13 protein-coding genes and 1 pseudogene are annotated in these 16,049 nt (G+C 69.1%); 5 read left to right on the forward strand and 9 right to left on the reverse strand.

Annotated elements, in window-relative coordinates; genetic code table 11:
• Positions 1–230 precede the first annotated feature (230 nt).
• Together C5B96_RS14220 and C5B96_RS14225 are read left to right on the forward strand one after the other, a co-directional pair.
• Positions 231–1,088: pseudogene (locus C5B96_RS14220) on the forward strand (DMT family transporter); the annotation flags it as partial.
• Between the two features lie 310 nt (positions 1,089–1,398).
• Positions 1,399–1,818: a VOC family protein gene (locus C5B96_RS14225; RefSeq protein ID WP_104246015.1), complete on the forward strand. Its 420-nt coding sequence runs from the start codon at positions 1,399–1,401 to the stop codon at positions 1,816–1,818.
• A gap of 320 nt (positions 1,819–2,138) precedes the next feature.
• Here C5B96_RS14225 and mfd read toward each other — a convergent pair whose 3' ends face one another.
• From mfd to guaD, 6 genes are all read right to left on the reverse strand, one after another.
• On the reverse strand, positions 2,139–5,795 hold the full coding sequence (gene mfd / locus C5B96_RS14230; protein WP_104246016.1) for a transcription-repair coupling factor: 3,657 nt from the start codon (positions 5,793–5,795) through the stop codon (positions 2,139–2,141).
• Between the two features lie 94 nt (positions 5,796–5,889).
• Positions 5,890–6,483, reverse strand: coding sequence for an aminoacyl-tRNA hydrolase (pth, locus tag C5B96_RS14235; protein WP_104246017.1), 594 nt, complete (start codon positions 6,481–6,483; stop codon positions 5,890–5,892).
• Positions 6,484–6,514: 31 nt separating this feature from the next.
• Positions 6,515–7,120 carry a 50S ribosomal protein L25/general stress protein Ctc gene (locus tag C5B96_RS14240; RefSeq protein ID WP_104246018.1) on the reverse strand — a complete coding sequence of 202 codons (606 nt, stop codon included), beginning with the start codon at positions 7,118–7,120 and terminating at the stop codon, positions 6,515–6,517.
• 167 nt (positions 7,121–7,287) lie between these two features.
• Positions 7,288–7,824, reverse strand: a complete 537-nt coding sequence (locus tag C5B96_RS14245; protein WP_233189218.1) for a gluconokinase — start codon at positions 7,822–7,824, stop codon at positions 7,288–7,290.
• Between the two features lie 9 nt (positions 7,825–7,833).
• Complete coding sequence (locus tag C5B96_RS14250; RefSeq protein ID WP_104246019.1) at positions 7,834–8,808, reverse strand: antibiotic biosynthesis monooxygenase; 975 nt, start codon at positions 8,806–8,808, stop codon at positions 7,834–7,836.
• Positions 8,809–8,810: 2 nt separating this feature from the next.
• Positions 8,811–10,208, reverse strand: coding sequence for a guanine deaminase (guaD, locus tag C5B96_RS14255; RefSeq protein WP_104246020.1), 1,398 nt, complete (start codon positions 10,206–10,208; stop codon positions 8,811–8,813).
• A gap of 215 nt (positions 10,209–10,423) precedes the next feature.
• Here guaD and gndA point away from each other — a divergent pair, with 215 nt between their 5' ends.
• Genes gndA through C5B96_RS14270 form a run of 3 tightly spaced genes read left to right on the forward strand, consistent with a single transcriptional unit; the run spans position 10,424 to position 13,208 of the window.
• The gene (gndA, locus tag C5B96_RS14260; RefSeq protein WP_104246021.1) at positions 10,424–11,887 is read left to right on the forward strand and encodes an NADP-dependent phosphogluconate dehydrogenase; all 1,464 of its coding nucleotides are present in this window, start codon (positions 10,424–10,426) and stop codon (positions 11,885–11,887) included.
• 38 nt (positions 11,888–11,925) lie between these two features.
• Positions 11,926–12,780: an SDR family NAD(P)-dependent oxidoreductase gene (locus tag C5B96_RS14265; protein WP_104246022.1), complete on the forward strand. Its 855-nt coding sequence runs from the start codon at positions 11,926–11,928 to the stop codon at positions 12,778–12,780.
• Entirely contained in the window at positions 12,768–13,208 is a 441-nt protein-coding gene (locus C5B96_RS14270; RefSeq protein ID WP_104246023.1) for a hypothetical protein, read from the forward strand. The genes C5B96_RS14265 and C5B96_RS14270 overlap by 13 nt, the downstream gene beginning before the upstream one ends.
• An 83-nt stretch (positions 13,209–13,291) precedes the next feature.
• On the opposite strand, the gene C5B96_RS14275 is transcribed toward C5B96_RS14270, so the two are convergent.
• The 3 genes from C5B96_RS14275 to glmU are packed head-to-tail and all read right to left on the reverse strand — an operon-like array spanning position 13,292 to position 16,027.
• Positions 13,292–13,561 (reverse strand): mycoredoxin, encoded by a 270-nt coding sequence (locus tag C5B96_RS14275; RefSeq protein ID WP_104246024.1) that lies wholly within the window; start codon positions 13,559–13,561, stop codon positions 13,292–13,294.
• A gap of 45 nt (positions 13,562–13,606) precedes the next feature.
• The gene (locus tag C5B96_RS14280; protein WP_104246025.1) at positions 13,607–14,584 is read right to left on the reverse strand and encodes a ribose-phosphate diphosphokinase; all 978 of its coding nucleotides are present in this window, start codon (positions 14,582–14,584) and stop codon (positions 13,607–13,609) included.
• Positions 14,585–16,027 (reverse strand): bifunctional UDP-N-acetylglucosamine diphosphorylase/glucosamine-1-phosphate N-acetyltransferase GlmU, encoded by a 1,443-nt coding sequence (gene glmU, locus C5B96_RS14285; RefSeq protein WP_104246026.1) that lies wholly within the window; start codon positions 16,025–16,027, stop codon positions 14,585–14,587.
• Between the last annotated feature and the right edge of the window lie 22 nt (positions 16,028–16,049).

The raw sequence follows: 16,049 nt of genomic DNA on the forward strand, positions 1-16,049 counted from the left end.
CACCCCTTTCGCACCGCCTCCCTCCCACCCGGACACTCCTCAGCCAAACCGACCCCGTATTCGCGCCACATCGGCTGAGCGGAGTCCGGGTGGGTGACCGCGCGGCGAGCTGCCGCGCATCCATCGCCCACCCACCGCCCACGCGCCGGAGCGGCCGAGCGATGTTCCGGCAGCAGACCGCGCGGCGGGAGCGAGCAGGGCGAGCCGGGGCGAGCGGGTAACGTGAGCACGTGACCGCCGCGACCGCCCCGACGCGAGGCGACGGCGCACTCTGGCCGGTCGGTCTGGTCGTCGCCGGACTCCTCTGCCAGGAGATCGGCGCCTCGGTCGCGATCGGCCTGTTCCCCACGGTCGGTCCGCTCGGCATGGTCACCCTGCGCCTCGTCTTCTCCGCCCTCGTTCTGGCGATCGTCTGCCGCCCCCGCGTCCGCGGTTACAGCCGCAGCGACTGGATGATCGTGGTCGCGTTCGGCCTGACCGTCGGCGGCATGAACATGCTGTTCTACACCGCACTCGACAGGCTCCCCCTCGGAACGACCGTCACTATCGAGGTTCTCGGCCCGCTGATCCTGTCGGTCGTCGTCAGCCGCCGCGCCTCAGCGTGGCTGTGGGCCGTGCTCGCCTTCGCCGGCGTCGCCCTGCTCAGCCAGGGCGGAACCGACGCCCTCGACCCGGTCGGCGTCGCGTTCGCCGCCGGCACCGGCGTGTTCTGGGCGGCCTACATCCTTCTCTCCGCCCGCACCGGCCAGCGCTTCCCCCGGCTCGACGGCATCGCGATCGCCATGGTCGTCGGCGCGGCCATCTCCCTGCCGTTCGGACTCCTCACGGCCGGCCCAGTGATCATCCAACCGCCGGTTCTGCTCCTCGGGCTGGCAGTCGCCCTGCTGTCGTCGACCATCCCCTACGCGCTCGAACTACTCGCGCTGCGGCGGATCCCCGCGGCCACGTTCTCCATCCTGATGAGCCTCGCGCCGGCGATCGCGGCGCTGGCCGGGCTGGTCATCCTCGGCCAGCCGCTCACCGGGCTCGAGGCGGTCGCGATCGCGCTCGTCATCGCCGCGAGCATCGGCGCCGTGCGGGCCGCGTCGCTCCGCTCACGTCGCCGCGGGCTCCACTCGCCGGCGGCCGCGCCGAAGTCAGCGGCTGCTGCGTCGACGGGTTCGTCGTCGGCGGTTACTTCACCCCCGGTCGCATCGTCCCTGGGTACATCGCCGTCAGACGCGCCGTCGGGCACCTCCGCGTCGGGAGCATCGCCATCCGATAAGCCGGAGCCGACGCCCGCGGCGTACGGTACGGCTCCGGATGCCGCGGCAGCGGCCGCGCCGCCCGCCGAGCCGTTGGGGTGAACCGGAGTTCCATCTCTGGCGCCGTCGGTCGGCGAGTGGCACACTGGGCGCCATGACCGCGACACCAGCGCCAGGAGTCTGGCCGAGCCTCCGCTTCCGTGACGCGGCCGCTGCCCTCGGCTGGCTCGTCGACACCATCGGATTCACCGAGCACGCCGTCTACCGCGGCGACGCGGTGGGCGACCCCGAGCGCGACGTCGCGCACGCCGAACTGCTCTGGCCGGGCGGCGGCGGCATCATGCTCGGCAGTGACACGGGCTCCGGCTGGGCGGGAAGCGCGGGCGGGCCGGGCACGGCCACGACGTACCTCAGCGCCGACGACCCACGCCCCGTATTCGAGCGCGTCGACGCAGCCGGTTGGACGATCATCCGCCCCCTCACCGAGCAGAGCTACGGCGGCAGCGAGTTCGCCTTCCTCGACCCCGAGGGCAACGCCTGGAGCGTCGGCTCCTACCGCGGCGAAAATCTCTGACCCTCCTCCCCGTCGCCGGCCCCCATCGGCGCCCCGGCGCTGCGCTGCGCAACCGAGGATGACGCAGCCGATGCCTCCCCCACAGCCATATCGGTCCGCTCATCCTCGGTTACGCCTCGCGTGGGGAAGCAGTTCCCGGGCGCGGCCGCGGCGGGGGCGCGGCCGCACGCGACGGCGCGGGCGCGGCTGCGGCGGGGGCGCGACGATCGTCGCGGGCGCGATCACACGGGCGCGACCGCACCGGCGCGACCGCACGGCAGGCGCGGGCACGGCTGCGGCGGGGGGGCGCGACGATCGTCGCGGGCGCGGCGACGCGGGCGCTACTCCGCGGCGGCGGGCGCGCCCGCCGCCGGCACGGCCGCCGCAGGCGCCGGGAAGATGGCGGCGAGCAGCGACTCCACCCACGCGATGAGGTCGGCGTCGGGCAGCGGCTGCCCGTTCACCACGGGCATCGGCACGGAGAGCGCCGCCGCGGCGCCGAGGTACTTCGCCGACGGGTACATGCGCCGCAGGCGGGCCTGGGTCGAGTCGGCGAGCACAGCGGGCGCCACGCGCAGGTTCGACCCCATCGCGACGACCTCCGACAGGCCGGTGCGCTGCGCGAGGCGGCGCAGCTTCGAAACGGTGATGAGGTTCGTGACCTGCTCGGGCGGTTCGCCGTAGCGGTCGGTCAACTCCTCGAGAACCTGGTCGATCTGCCCCTCGGCTGCGCTCGGAGACGACGCGGTCGAGAGCTTCTGGTACGCCTCGAGCCGCAGCCGCTCGCTGTCGACGTAGCCCTCGGGGATGTGCGCATCCACCGGCAGTTCGAGCCGCAGCTCGGTCTGGCCCTCGGCGACGTCGCCGCGGAACGTCGAGACGGCCTCCCCGATCATGCGCAGGTACAGGTCGAACCCGACGCCCGCGATGTGCCCGGACTGCTCGCCGCCGAGCAGGTTGCCCGCCCCACGGATCTCGAGGTCTTTCAGCGCGACCTGCATGCCCGACCCGAGCTCATTGTTCGCGGCGATCGTCGCCAACCGGTCATGGGCGGTCTCCGACAGCGGCTTCAGCTCGTCGTAGAGGAAGTACGCGTACGCGCGCTCGCGCCCACGCCCGACCCGGCCCCTCAACTGGTGCAGCTGCGAGAGCCCGTATTTGTCGGCCCTGTCGATGATGAGGGTGTTGGCGTTCGGGATGTCGAGCCCGGTCTCGATGATCGTGGTCGACACGAGCACGTCGAACCTGCGCTCCCAGAAGTCGACGATCACCTGTTCGAGCACGTGCTCGGGCAGCTGGCCGTGGGCGACGGCGATGCGGGCATCCGGAACCAGCTCGGCGATGTGCGCGGCGACGCGGTTGATCGACGAGACGCGGTTGTGCACGAAGAACACCTGGCCCTCGCGCAGCATCTCGCGGTGGATGGCGGCCGCGATCTGCCGGTCGGAGTTCGGCCCGACGTAGGTGAGGATCGGGTGCCGGTCTTCGGGCGGGGTCGCCAGCGTCGACATCTCGCGGATGCCCGTGACGGCCATCTCGAGGGTGCGCGGGATGGGCGTGGCGCTCATCGAGAGGATGTCGACGTTCGTCTTGAGCTTCTTCAGCTTGTCTTTGTGCTCGACACCGAAACGCTGCTCCTCATCGATGATCACGAGGCCGAGGTCTTTGAACGTCATCGCTTCGGCGAGGATGCGGTGGGTACCGATGACCATGTCGATGGTGCCGTCTTCGAGGCCCTTGATGGTCTCCCGGGCCTCCTTCTCGGTCTGGAACCGCGAGAGTGCCCGGGTGTGCACGGGAAAACCTGCGAAACGTTCGGTGAAGGTCTCGAGATGCTGGCGGACGAGAAGCGTGGTCGGCACGAGCATCGCGACCTGCTTGCCCTCCTGGATCGCCTTGAACGCGGCGCGCACGGCGACCTCGGTCTTGCCGAAGCCGACGTCGCCGGCGAGCAGGCGGTCCATCGGGATGGGCCGCTCCATGTCGGCCTTGACCTCGTCGATCGTCGTCAGCTGGTCGGGCGTCTCGGCGAACGGGAACGCCTCCTCGAGCTCGCGCTGCCAGGGCGTGTCGGGCCCGAAGGCGTAGCCCTTCGACGCCATGCGCGCCGAGTAGAGCTTCACGAGTTCGACGGCGATGTCGCGAACGGCCTTGCGCGCCTTCGATTTCGCGGCAGACCAGTCGCTGCCGCCCATCTTCGACAGTCCGGGGGCCTCGCCACCGACATAACGCGTGAGCAGATCGAGCTGGTCGGTCGGCACGTAGAGCTTGTCGCCCGGGTAGCCGCGCTTCGACGGTGCGTACTCGATCAGCAGGTATTCGCGGGTTGTCTTCACCGGGTTGCGCCCGCCGCTCGACACCTCGCGCTGCACGAGCTCGAGGAACCTGCCGATGCCGTGCGTCTGGTGCACGACGATGTCACCGGCTTTCAGCTGCAAGGGGTCGACGACGTTCTTGCGACGCGTCGCCAGCTTCTTGACCTGGCGGGCGTCGTATCCGGCGCTCCGGCCGTAGAACTCGTTCTCGCTGATCAGGGCGAGCTTGATCTCGGGCAGCTCGAAGCCGCTCTCGACGGTCGCCTTCACGAGGTAGGCGATGCCGGGTTCTGGATGCTCGGGGTACTGCTCGACGACGCGGGCCGCGAGCTCGCGCTCGGCCAGCACGTCGGCCGCCCGCTCGACGAGGCCGGCACCCGCCGCGACGACGGCGACGCTCCAGCCCTCGCGCATCCGGCTCGCCACGTGCTCGAGCGCGCCCTCGACGTTGCCCTGGAAGCTCGGCACGGCGTCGGCCTGGATGCGCACATAGTGCGCATCCGTACCCACGATTGCCGCCAGATGCTCGTCGACGGATGCCGTACCGCTGTCGAATGTACTCAACGTCCACCAGGGGCGGTGGATGCCCGCGGCGTCGCGCAGGTCGCTCAGCGTGATGAACTCGCCCGACGCCAGGTCGATCGGGGCCTCGGCGCCGGCGGTGGCCGCATTCCATGCTGCGGAGAGGAACTCGCGGTTCGTCTCCGTGAGACTCACGGCCCGGTTGGCCACCCGCTCGGGCGAGATGACGGCGATCGCCGCGCCCGCGGGCAGGTAGTGGGTCACGGTGACGAGCCGGTCGAGCAGGGCGGGTGCGAGCGACTCCATGCCCTCGACGGGGATGCCCTGGCCGATCTTCTCGAGCAACCCGGAGAGGCTCGGGAACTCGTGCTGCATCTCCCGCGCCCGCTGCTTCACCGATTCGCTCAGCAGCAGCTCGCGGCTCGGCGGCAGTTCGATCTCGTCGAACTGGTTCTCGAGCGACCGCTGGTCGGCCACGGAGAACCCGCGGATCTCCTCGATCTCGTCACCGAAGAAGTCGACCCGCACGGGGTGCTCGGAGACGGCCGGGAAGATGTCGAGGATGCCGCCGCGCACGGCGAACTCGCCGCGCCGCGTGACCATGTCGACCCGCGAGTAGGCGAGCTCGACCAAGTCGGTCGTCAACTCGGCGAGGTCGTAGCCGCGGCCACCCCTGGTGAGGCGGACCGGGTCGATGGCCGTGAGGTTGTCGGCCAGCGGCTGCAGCGCGGCCCGCACGGAGGCCACCACGATGAGGGGACGCGGGCGCACCGCGCCCTTCGTCTGGGCGTCGGCTGCGGCGGTCTGGTCGCTCCACTCGGTGAGGCGCCGGAGCGCGGCGATGCGTTTGCCGACGATCTCGGCGCTCGGGCTCAGCCGCTCGTGCGGCAGCGTCTCCCACGCCGGGAACTCGAGGATGTCGGCACCCGGCGCCAGGCAGTCGAGGCTTGCGCGAAGGCTCTCGGAGTCTCGGCCCGTCGCCGTGACGACGAAGAGCACCTGCGGCAGGCCGCGCTCGGCGCGCTGCGCCAGGAGCCCCGCGAGCAGCGGCGCACGCAGCCCGTCGGTCAGCGAGAAATCAGCGTCGCGGCCGGCCTCCGCCAGGGCGCTGTCGAACGTCGAGGCGCGCGAGAGCGCCGAGATCAAGCCCTGAAGTATCACGTCGTCAAGTCTACGGTCACCCTCCGACACCCGCCCCGGCCCTTGCGCAACCGAGGAGGAGCTGCCTGTTGACCGCGTCACAGGGCCCGTGCGGCTACGCGGGGGGCGGCGCGTGGAAGCGCTGCTGGGCGGCCGTCAGGCCGTCGGCGGCGATGAGCTCGACCGCGTCGGCGGCATCCGCCAGCAGGTTCGGCAGCACCTGGCGCTCAGTCGACGTGAAGTCGCGCAGCACGAAGTCCGCCGCGCTCTGCCGGCCGGGTGGGCGGCCGATACCGACCCGCACCCGCGCGAAATCGGGGGTGCCTGTCGCCGCGATGATGTCGCGGATGCCGTTGTGGCCGCCGTGGCCGCCACCCGCCTTCAGCCGCAGGGTGTCGAACGGGATGTCGAGATCGTCGTGCACCACGATCAGGTGTGCCGGGTCGAGAGAGTAGTACGAGAGCAGCCCGGCAACCGGGCCGCCCGAGTTGTTCATGTAGCTGTTCGGCTTGGCAAGCACGAAACGCGTGCCGCCGGGGACCAGTCGGCCCTCGGCGACACGCGCGTTGGTCTTGTGGGCCTTGAACGCACCCGAGAACCGGGCGGCAAGGTCGTCGAGCACCATCTGCCCCACGTTGTGGCGATTGCCGGCGTACTCGGGCCCGGGGTTTCCGAGCCCGACCACGAGCCAGCGATCGTCGACTGCCATGACAGGGAGGTGAAGGAGGAGAGAGGAACGACTAGGCGGGCGTCGGAGCGTCGCTCGTCGACGCGTCGCCGGCCGACAGGCTGTCGCCCAGGTCCTGCTCCTCGGGGATCGAGATGGCGACGATGAGCTGGTCTTCGTCGCCGACGAGAACGGCGCCCTCGGGCAGCTCGATGTCCTTCGCGAGAACCTGCGTGCCGGCCTCCGCACCCTCGATGTTGACGGTGACGCGGGTCGGGATGTTCGTGGCCAGCACCTCGAGCAGCAGGGTGAAGGTGTCGAGGTCGGCAACCGTGCCCGAGACCGACTCGCCCTCGACCTGCACGGAGACCTCGACCTCGACGCGCTCGCCCTGACGAACGGTGATCAGGTCGAGGTGCTCGATGATCTGGCGCACCGGGTCCTTCTGAACGTCTTTGACCAGCGCGAGCTGGGTGGCGCCGTCGATGTTCAGCTCGATGAGCGCGTTCGACTTGCGGATGAGCAGGAAGACCTCATGGCCCGGGAGGCTCACGTGCTGCGGCTCGCCACCGTGGCCGTAGATCACGGCAGGGATCTTGCCGGCGGCGCGGAGCTTGCGCGCCGCTCCCTTGCCGAATGAGGTGCGGGTCTCCGCGATGATCTTGTTGTCGTCAGCCATGGTGTTCTCCTCGCGAACCGCAGTGGTTCGCCGTGAAAGTCTCAGATATGAGAGGTGTGTGGGGTGTGTTCAACTCGAACGCATCAGCGTGAGGAAAGACCGAGAGCCTCTTCCACCGCGTCGATAACGGATGCCGGGCATCCCTCGCCGAAGTTCAGCTTGAGAGTCTACACGGATTCGGCGCCCGGCCGGGAACCGCGGAGCCACGCGATCGCCTGCATGACGACCTCGTCGATGCCGCCCGAGGTGTCGAGCACGACACCGTTCTCCGAGGGGGTCAGCGGCTCGAGCGTTCCGAGTTGGGACTCGAGCAGGGCCGCCGGCATGAAGTGGTGCTCACGGTGCACCATGCGCGCCCGGAGGAGGTCGGCGCCGCCCGCCAGGTGCAGGAACGCGGCATCCGGAGCCGCCTGCCGCAGGGCATCCCGGTACACGACGCGAAGCGCAGAGCACGCGACGACGGGGCCGGCACCGGGCGCCGAGCCCAGAACCCGCCCGACCGACGCCAGCCAGGGCGCCCGGTCGTCGTCGGTGAGCGGGATGCCGGCGGCCATCTTCTGCCTGTTCGCCTCGGTGTGCAGGTCGTCACCGTCGACGAAGTCGACCGCCAGAGCGGCGGCGAGCGCCAGCCCGATCGTGGTCTTGCCCGAACCGGAGACACCCATCACGACGACGGGCGGAAGAACGAAGGAGGGAGAGGTCACACGACCAGCCTAAGCGCCACCACCGAGGGGCCCGAGGGCGATCAGCAGAGCATCCAGCGCCATCGACGCGGCGTAGAGCACACCGATCACGACGTACCCCAGCACCTCGCGCCGCGACCCGATGCCGGGCTTGTGCCACCACGCGAACACCCGGAAGATCCAGGGCGCGACGAGCCAGCCGAGCAGCTGGGTGCTCACGACGTTGCCGATGAAGAGGCTGAGCCAGAACGGCACCCCGCTGAGGAACGGCGTCGCCACGAGATAGCCGAACAGGAACACGATCGGGTAGAGAACCAGCAGCACGAGCAGGTTGTCCTTGAAGATCATCAGCCTGCTGGGCCGGTCCTCGCTCCAGAAGGTGAAGCCGTAGCGCGCCTTCGAGACGCGCATGTCCGACGCGAACGCCGACCCCTCGGCCAGGAGCTTCGTGCGCTGGGGCGACTCCATCCAGGCCGTCAGGTGCTCGTCGGTGTCGAAGCTCAGGATGACCGTCCAGTCCTCCTGCACACCGGGCGTGGGGCGTTCGATCTTGTGCCCCTGGAACCCCGGGAAGTTCGCCTCGGCCGCCGAGATTCTGCGCTGCCAGGCGAGGAACGCGCCCTCGTCGGCCGGGTCGACCGTGCTGGTGACGATGATGGATGCCGCCTCCGGCACCTTCCGTTCGTCTTCCGTGACGAGGTGGATCTCCTCCTGGCCGACGAAGTGGGCCTGGATCTCGTCGAACAGCGCCGCACGCTCTGCGCTCTGCAGCCAGCCGCGCGCCGCCTCGACGTCGACGAAGCGCTGCACGAGCACCCAGTCGAACTGCGCGGGCGGCGACGGCTCGATGACGTCACGGCCGAGAAAGCCGGGCCAGGTCGCGAGCACATTGCCGAGCTTGCGCTGCCAGGAGCGGTAGACCTCGTCGCTCTCGGGCAGCACCCTGCGCTGGACGACCAGCGAGACCGCTGGCCCCCTGGTGGTCGTCTCGGCCGTGGTCGTCACGCTCAGCCCTTCTTGTAGGCGCGTTCGCCGAACACCCACGTCTCGTCGACGGCGCGCTCGTCGCCGACGATCATGATGCCGAACAGCATGTTCGCCGCGTCGTCGACGGTGACAGGGTCGCCGCCGTCGGCGATGAGCGAGGAGTGCCAGTCGGCGCCGGGAGGGCCCTGCGTCCAGTCGAGGGCGACGAAGTCGGCTTCCTTCCCGACCTCGAAGCTGCCGACGCGGTCGTCGATGTAGAGGCCCTCGGCACCGCCCAGCGTGATCGACCAGAAGGCCCGGTAGGCCGAGAGCTTGTTGCGCTCGGCCTCCGCGCTGTCTTTCAGTGAGGGGTCGACGCTGCCGTCGAGCAGGGTGTTGTTGATCATCCCGACCTTGTAGGCGCCGTCGAGAACGGAGAGCATGCTGAACCGGTTGCCACCGCCCATGTCGGTGCCGAAGGTCATGCGCACGCGCTGCTCGGGGTCGGTGGCCTTGCCGATGCGGAACATGCCACTGCCGAGGAAGAGGTTGGAGTTCGGGCAGAACGTGACAGAGGCCTCTGCCTCGTGCAGGCGACGGTACTCCGAGTTCGACAGCCACACCGCGTGCCCGCCGGTGAACTTCGGGCCGACCAGGCCGTACTTCTCGTAGACGGCCAGGTAGTCTTCGGCGCCCTCGTGGGCCGCGCCCACGCCGCGTACCTCCGCAGGGTTCTCGGAGATGTGGGTGTGCACCCAGGCATCCGGATGCTCGCGCTTCAGCTCGGCGCACTTCTCGAGCAGCTCGGGGCTGGCGCCGAACGCGAAGCGGGGCGTGATCGCATAGAGGTTGCGGCCGACGTTGTGGTACTTGCCGATGAGGGTCTTGCTGTCGGCGTAGAAGTTCTCGGGGGTGTCGACGAAGTAGTCGGGGGCGTTCTGGTCGATGCCGGTGAGCCCGGCGATCACGCGCATGTTGCGACGCGACGCCTCTTCGAACAGCTCTTCGGTGCAGACCGGCGCACTCGACGTGAACGCCTGCACGGTCGTGGTTCCCGAGGCGAGCAGGTTGTCGAAGAAGCGCACGGCGCCGTCTTTGGCGTAGGAGCGCTCGGCGTACCGCGCCTCTTCGGGGAAGACCCACTTCTGGAGCCAGGGCAGCAGCTGCTCGCCGAAGGCGCCGAGAACGCGCGTCTGCGGAAAGTGGATGTGGCCGTCGATGAAGCCCGGCGTGATGATGCGGTGCTCGATGTGCGTGATGTCGATGTCGGCGAAGTCGTTCACGATTTCGGCATAGGGGCCGAAAGCGATGATGATGCCGTCTTCGACGACGAGCAGGCCGTCGGAGACGAAGCGGGCGGATGCCTCTTCGTCGCCGACGTGCTTCCACGGGTCGTCGACGAAGTCGAAGAAGGTGCCACGGATTCCGGTGGTGGTCATGGTGTTGCCTCTCTCACATGCTGGTCAGACGGTGTACGGCGATGTGGTCTTCTGCACCGGCTGAGTCGTGCGAGCGCGCCGAGAATTCCCCCACGGAGGGAATCGTACTACCGCCGGAGGAACTTGTGGGGATGTTTCCCCACATAGTGTGTGAACATTCATCCGCTGGCCATTCCACCCGACGCACTACGCTGGATCGGGCACGCAACTGGAGGATGACTATGGCAGAAACACCCGAAGCGACAGCGAACATCGGCGTCGTCGGACTGGCCGTGATGGGCTCGAACCTGGCGCGGAACCTGGCCAGCCGCGAGGGCAACACCGTGGCGGTCTACAACCGCTCGCCCGAGCGCACGCGCCTTCTGATCGACGAGCATCCTGAGGCCGGATTCGTCGCCAGCGAGAAGATCGAGGACTTCGTCGCCTCGCTCACCAAGCCGCGTACCGCCATCATCATGGTGCAGGCCGGCAAGGGCACCGACGCCGTCATCTCCCAGCTCGCCGATCTCTTCGAAGAGGGCGACATCATCGTCGACGGCGGCAACGCCCTGTTCACCGACACCATCCGCCGCGAAGAAGCGGTGACCGCGACGGGCATCCACTTCGTCGGCACCGGTATCTCGGGCGGCGAGGAGGGCGCGCTGAAGGGCCCCTCGATCATGCCCGGCGGTTCGAACGAGTCGTGGCAGACGCTCGGCCCGATCCTCGAGTCCATCGCGGCCGTCGCCGAGGGCGAGCCCTGCGTCACCCACGTGGGAACCGGCGGCGCCGGCCACTTCGTCAAGATGATCCACAACGGCATCGAGTACGCCGACATGCAGCTCATCGCCGAGTCGTACGACCTGCTGACCAAGGTCGGCGGGCTCACGCCGCGCGAGGCCGCCGACGTCTTCACGGAGTGGAACTCGGGCGACCTCGAGTCGTACCTGATCGAGATCACGGCCGAGGTGCTGAAGCAGGTCGACGCCGAGACGGGCAAGCCGTTCGTCGACGTCGTGCTCGACCAGGCCGGGTCGAAGGGCACCGGTGTGTGGACGGTGCAGAACGCCCTCGACCTGGGCGTGCCTGTCGGCGGTATCGCCGAGGCTGTGTTCGCCCGCGCCGTCTCGTCGCACCCGGAGCAGCGCGAGGCCGCGCAGGCCGTCATCACCTCGCGGCCCTCGCCCGTCGAGGTGGGCGACTCGTTCGCCGATGACGTCAACGCTGCGCTCTACGCCTCGAAAGTCGTCGCCTACGCGCAGGGTTTCGACGCGATCATCGCCGGGGCCGAGAAGTACGGCTGGGAGATCAACAAGGGCAACATCGCCAAGATCTGGCGGGGCGGCTGCATCATCCGTGCCCAGTTCCTGAACCGCATCGTCGAGGCGTACGACAAGAACCCGGGCCTGAAGACGCTGCTGGCCGACCCGTACTTCGCCTCGGCCGTGGCCAATGGTGAGGCCGCCTGGCGCCGCATCGTCTCGACCGCCGCGCTGTCGGGCATCCCTGTTCCCGGCTTCAGCTCGGCGCTCAGCTACTATGACTCGCTCGCGTCGAAGCGCCTGCCGGCCTCGCTCGTGCAGGCGCAGCGCGACTTCTTCGGCGCGCACACCTACAAGCGCGTCGACAAAGAGGGCACCTTCCACACGCTCTGGTCGGGAGACCGCAGCGAGATCGAGTCGGAGGGCAGCTCGCACTAGCAGCGCGCCGCCAGAGCAGATGGAGGATAATTTGCTGCATGGCCTCTGATTCCTCCCGCCCCGTCGTGCTGGTCACCGGAACCTCCTCCGGCATCGGTCTCAGCACGGCGGTGGCTGCTGCACTCGCCGGCTGGCACGTCGTCGCCACCGTTCGACGGGCCGGCAGCGACGCCGAACTGCGTACAGCGGCCGACATCGCCGGGGTCGCCGACGATGTCGAGGTGCGGATGCTCGACACCACAGACGCGCACGCCGCGGCCGCGCTGGTCGCCGACATCGTCGCCACCCGGGGCCGCCTCGACGCGGTGGTGAACAACGCCGGCCAGGGCCACGTCGGAACGATCGAGCAAGACAGTCTCGACGCCGCACGCCGCGTGATGGAGGTCAACTACTTCGGCGTGCTGAACGTCACGAAGCCCGCGATGGCGCACCTGCGGGCATCCGGCGGCAGCCTCGTCACCGTCACGAGCGTGGGCGGCGTCGTCGGGCAGCCGTTCAACGAGAGCTACTGCGCGGCGAAGTTCGCGGTCGAGGGCATGATGGAGAGCCTGCACCCGGTCGCGGCAGCGGTCGGCGTTCGCGTCACTGTCGTCGAGCCCGGGGCGGTCGCGACGCAGTTCGTCGACACGACACGGCAGAGCTTCGGGGCACTGACCGACGAGCCCGGCCCCTACCGGGAGGCGTTCGACCACTACGTCGAACGCACCGCCGGCGCCTTCTCGAACGCCCAGCGACCGGAGGGTGTCGCCGACGTGATCGTCGGCGTGCTGGCGGATGATCGGCCGCCGTTCCGGGTGCAGAGCAGCGACGCCGCGACCTCGTTCGTCGGGCTGAAGCTACGGGATCTCGACGGCGCTGCGGTCACCGGCACCACCGCGGGATGGATCGCGTGACCTACGGCGACGGCCGCGACCACGACCAGGGCCACGACCATGACAGCGATGACGAGCCCGAGCTCGCCGGGTACGAACCGCACGGCAACCGCCCCCTGCGGAGTGCGCGCAAGGTGCAGCTCATGCGGGCGGTCGTCGTGCTCGGCATCGTCGCGCTGGTGCTGCCGGGCATCCTGACGACCTACAGCCTGGCGAAGGCCACGGCCGGGGCCGCCTGCGCGGCCAACGTCGCCTATCGCGTGCCGAGCGCCCGCTCGTCGACGGTACGCTTCGAGCTCTTCGGCCCGGCGGGGGTGGGCTGGGTCTGCTATTCAGTCGGCGCGTACGGCGGGGACCGCAAGCCGGTAGCCGCGCTGGGGCTCATTCCCTCGTACCCCACGCAGGCCGACCTGCGTCAGCTGCAGCCGCAGGACTCGCTGAACCCCTAGCGATTCGCGGGGCGATCGGCCGCACGTCGGCGTATCGCGGGCTCATCACGATCGGCCGGGCAGGGACCGGCCGATCCATCGGCTCAGAGCCCCAGGCGGGACTTCACTTCGATGACCGAAGGGTTCGTTGCGCTCGACCCGTCGGGGAAGAGCACGGTCGGCACCGTCTGGTTGCCCCCGTTCAACGATTCGACGAGGGCGGCTGTGCCCTCGATCTCCTCGATGTTGACCTCGGTGTACCCGATGCCGTCTTTGTCGAGCTGCTTCTTCAGGCGGTTGCAGTAGCCGCACCACGAGGTGGAGAACATCGTGATGGTCTCAGCGGCCGGGAGGAAGTCGGTTGTCGTCGTCATGCTCAGTGCAACCGGCCGACCACCGCGTTTATTTCGGCAGCGCGGTCAGGCGTCGCCGTCGAACATCGACGTGACGGAGCCGTCGTCGAAGACTTCGTGGATGGCGCGCGCCAGCAGCGGCGCGATCGGCAGCACGGTCAGCGACGGGAAGCGCTTCTCATCGGGAATCGGCAGCGTGTCGGTGACGACCACGGAGTCGATGAAGTCCGACTGCAGGATGTCGTAGGCCGGGTCGGAGAACACCGCGTGGGTCGCGGCGACGATGACGCCCTTCGCACCGGCGTTCTTCAGCGCCTCGGAGGCCGCGACGATGGTGCGGCCGGTGTCGATCAGGTCGTCGACCAGCAGGCACCAGCGGCCCTTGACGTCGCCCACGATCTCGTGCACGGAGACCTGGTTAGGCACCAGCGGGTCGCGACGCTTGTGGATGATCGCGAGCGGAGTGCCGAGCTTGTCGCTCCACACGTCGGCGACGCGCACGCGGCCCATGTCTGGCGACACGACCGTGAGCTGTTCGAGGTCGAACGTCTTACGGATGTGCTCCATGAGCACCGGCATGGCGAACAGGTGGTCGACGGGGCCATCGAAGAACCCCTGGATCTGCGGGGCGTGCAGGTCGACCGACATGATGCGGTCGGCCCCGGCCGCCTTGAACAGGTCGGCGACGAGCCGGGCCGAGATCGGCTCACGGCCGCGGTGCTTCTTGTCCTGCCGGGCGTAGGGGTAGAACGGGGCGACGACGGTGATGCGCTTCGCCGAGGCGCGCTTCAGAGCGTCGACCATGATGAGCTGTTCCATCAGCCACTCGTTGATCGGCGTCGAGTGCGACTGGATGACGAAGACGTCGCTGCCGCGAACGCTGCCGTTGAAGCGAACGTACAGCTCGCCGTTGGCGAAGGTGTGCGAGGTCGTGCTGATCAGTCCGGTGTCGAGCTCGGCGGCGATGGCCTCTGCGAGTTTCGGATGCGCCCGGCCGGTTGCGAGAACCAGGTGCTTTTCACCGTTCGACGTGATCTCGGACACTTATTCTCCTGAACTTTCCTGGGCGCGCTGGGCCGCACGGTCGGCGGCTGAACCCGCGCGATGCGCAGCGACCCACCCCTCGAGGTTGCGCTGCGGTGCGACGTTCATGGCCAGTGACCCTGCCGGAACGTTCTTGCGCACCACTGTTCCGGCGGCGCTGTAGGCTCCGTCACCCAGTGTAACGGGGGCGACGAAGACGTTGTGCGACCCGGAGCGCACGTGCGAGCCGACCTCCGTGTGGCTCTTCGTGACCCCGTTGTAGTTGGCGAAGATCGTCGCCGCGCCGATGTTGGTGCCCTCGCCGATGGTGGCGTCGCCCACGTACGAGAGGTGCGGCACCTTGCTGCCCGCGCCGATCTCGGCGTTCTTCGTCTCGACGAAGGTGCCGATCTTGCCGTCTGCGCCGAGAACGGTGTTCGGGCGCAGGTAGGCGAACGGGCCGACGGATGCCCCGGCGCCGATCACGGCCAGCTCGGCGTCTGTGCGCTTCACCGTCGCACGCTCCCCCACCTCGCAGTCGAGGAGGGTGGTGTCGGGGCCGACCACGGCGCCGCGCGCGATCGTCGTCGCGCCCCGGATCTGCGTGCCCGGCAGCAGGGTCACATCGGGTTCGAGGGTCGCCTTCAGGTCGATCCACGTGGTCGCCGGGTCGTGCACGGTGACGCCGGCGAGCTGCCAGCCGCGGATGATCAGGGCGTTCAGTTTCGCGGCGGCCTCGCTCAGCTGGGCGCGGTCGTTGATGCCCGCGACCAGCCAGGAGTCGGCCACCGGCAGCACGCTGACCTCGGAGCCGGCGCGGCGCAGCAGCTCGATCACGTCGGTGAGGTACTTCTCGCCCTGCGCGTTGTGCGTGCTGAGCTGCGGCAGCAGGTCGCGCAGCTGCGAGACGCCGAACATGTAGACGCCGGCGTTGATCTCGGCGATCGCGAGTTCGCTGTCGGTGGCGTCGCGGTGCTCGACGATGCGGTCGACCGTCGAGTCGCCCGCATCGTGCCGCACGATGCGCCCGTACCCCGAGGGGTCGTCGAGGTAGGCCGAGAGCAGCGTCGCCGCCGCGCGCGACCGGCGATGCTCGGCGACGAGGCCCGAGAGCGTCTGCACGTCGAGCAGGGGGGTGTCGCCGTTCATCACCAGAACGTCGCCGTCGAAGTCGGCGGGCAGGGCCTGCACCGCCTGCTCGACGGCACGGCCGGTGCCGGGCGTCTCGTCCTGGTCGACGACCAGGCCGTCAGGCAACTGGTCGGTGATCACGTCGACCAGACGGTCGCGCTCGTGGCGCACGACGGCGATCGTGTGGGCGGCGTCGAGCTCCCTCGCCGTGCCCAGAACGTGGCTGACGATCGGAATGCCCGCAAGGTGATGGAGGAGTTTCGGCGTCTCGGATTTCATTCGCGTACCCTGCCCGGCGGCGAGGATGATGATCGCGAGTCTGGAGTCGGTCATGTTTCTCTCCCTGTCTCCGTCA

Origin of the sequence: Subtercola sp. Z020, from assembly GCF_002931235.1 — a bacterium.
GTDB lineage: Bacteria > Actinomycetota > Actinomycetes > Actinomycetales > Microbacteriaceae > Subtercola.

What these genes read in the sequence shown, in the direction of transcription:
- C5B96_RS14225 (WP_104246015.1), top strand. Translation starts at nt 1,399, where the DNA reads ATGACCGCGACACCAGCGCCAGGAGTCTGGCCGAGCCTCCGCTTCCGT.
- pth (WP_104246017.1), bottom strand. Translation starts at nt 6,483, where the DNA reads ATGGCAGTCGACGATCGCTGGCTCGTGGTCGGGCTCGGAAACCCCGGG.
- C5B96_RS14240 (WP_104246018.1), bottom strand. Translation starts at nt 7,120, where the DNA reads ATGGCTGACGACAACAAGATCATCGCGGAGACCCGCACCTCATTCGGC.
- guaD (WP_104246020.1), bottom strand. Translation starts at nt 10,208, where the DNA reads ATGACCACCACCGGAATCCGTGGCACCTTCTTCGACTTCGTCGACGAC.
- gndA (WP_104246021.1), top strand. Translation starts at nt 10,424, where the DNA reads ATGACTATGGCAGAAACACCCGAAGCGACAGCGAACATCGGCGTCGTC.
- C5B96_RS14265 (WP_104246022.1), top strand. Translation starts at nt 11,926, where the DNA reads ATGGCCTCTGATTCCTCCCGCCCCGTCGTGCTGGTCACCGGAACCTCC.
- C5B96_RS14270 (WP_104246023.1), top strand. Translation starts at nt 12,768, where the DNA reads ATGGATCGCGTGACCTACGGCGACGGCCGCGACCACGACCAGGGCCAC.
- C5B96_RS14275 (WP_104246024.1), bottom strand. Translation starts at nt 13,561, where the DNA reads ATGACGACGACAACCGACTTCCTCCCGGCCGCTGAGACCATCACGATG.
- glmU (WP_104246026.1), bottom strand. Translation starts at nt 16,027, where the DNA reads ATGACCGACTCCAGACTCGCGATCATCATCCTCGCCGCCGGGCAGGGT.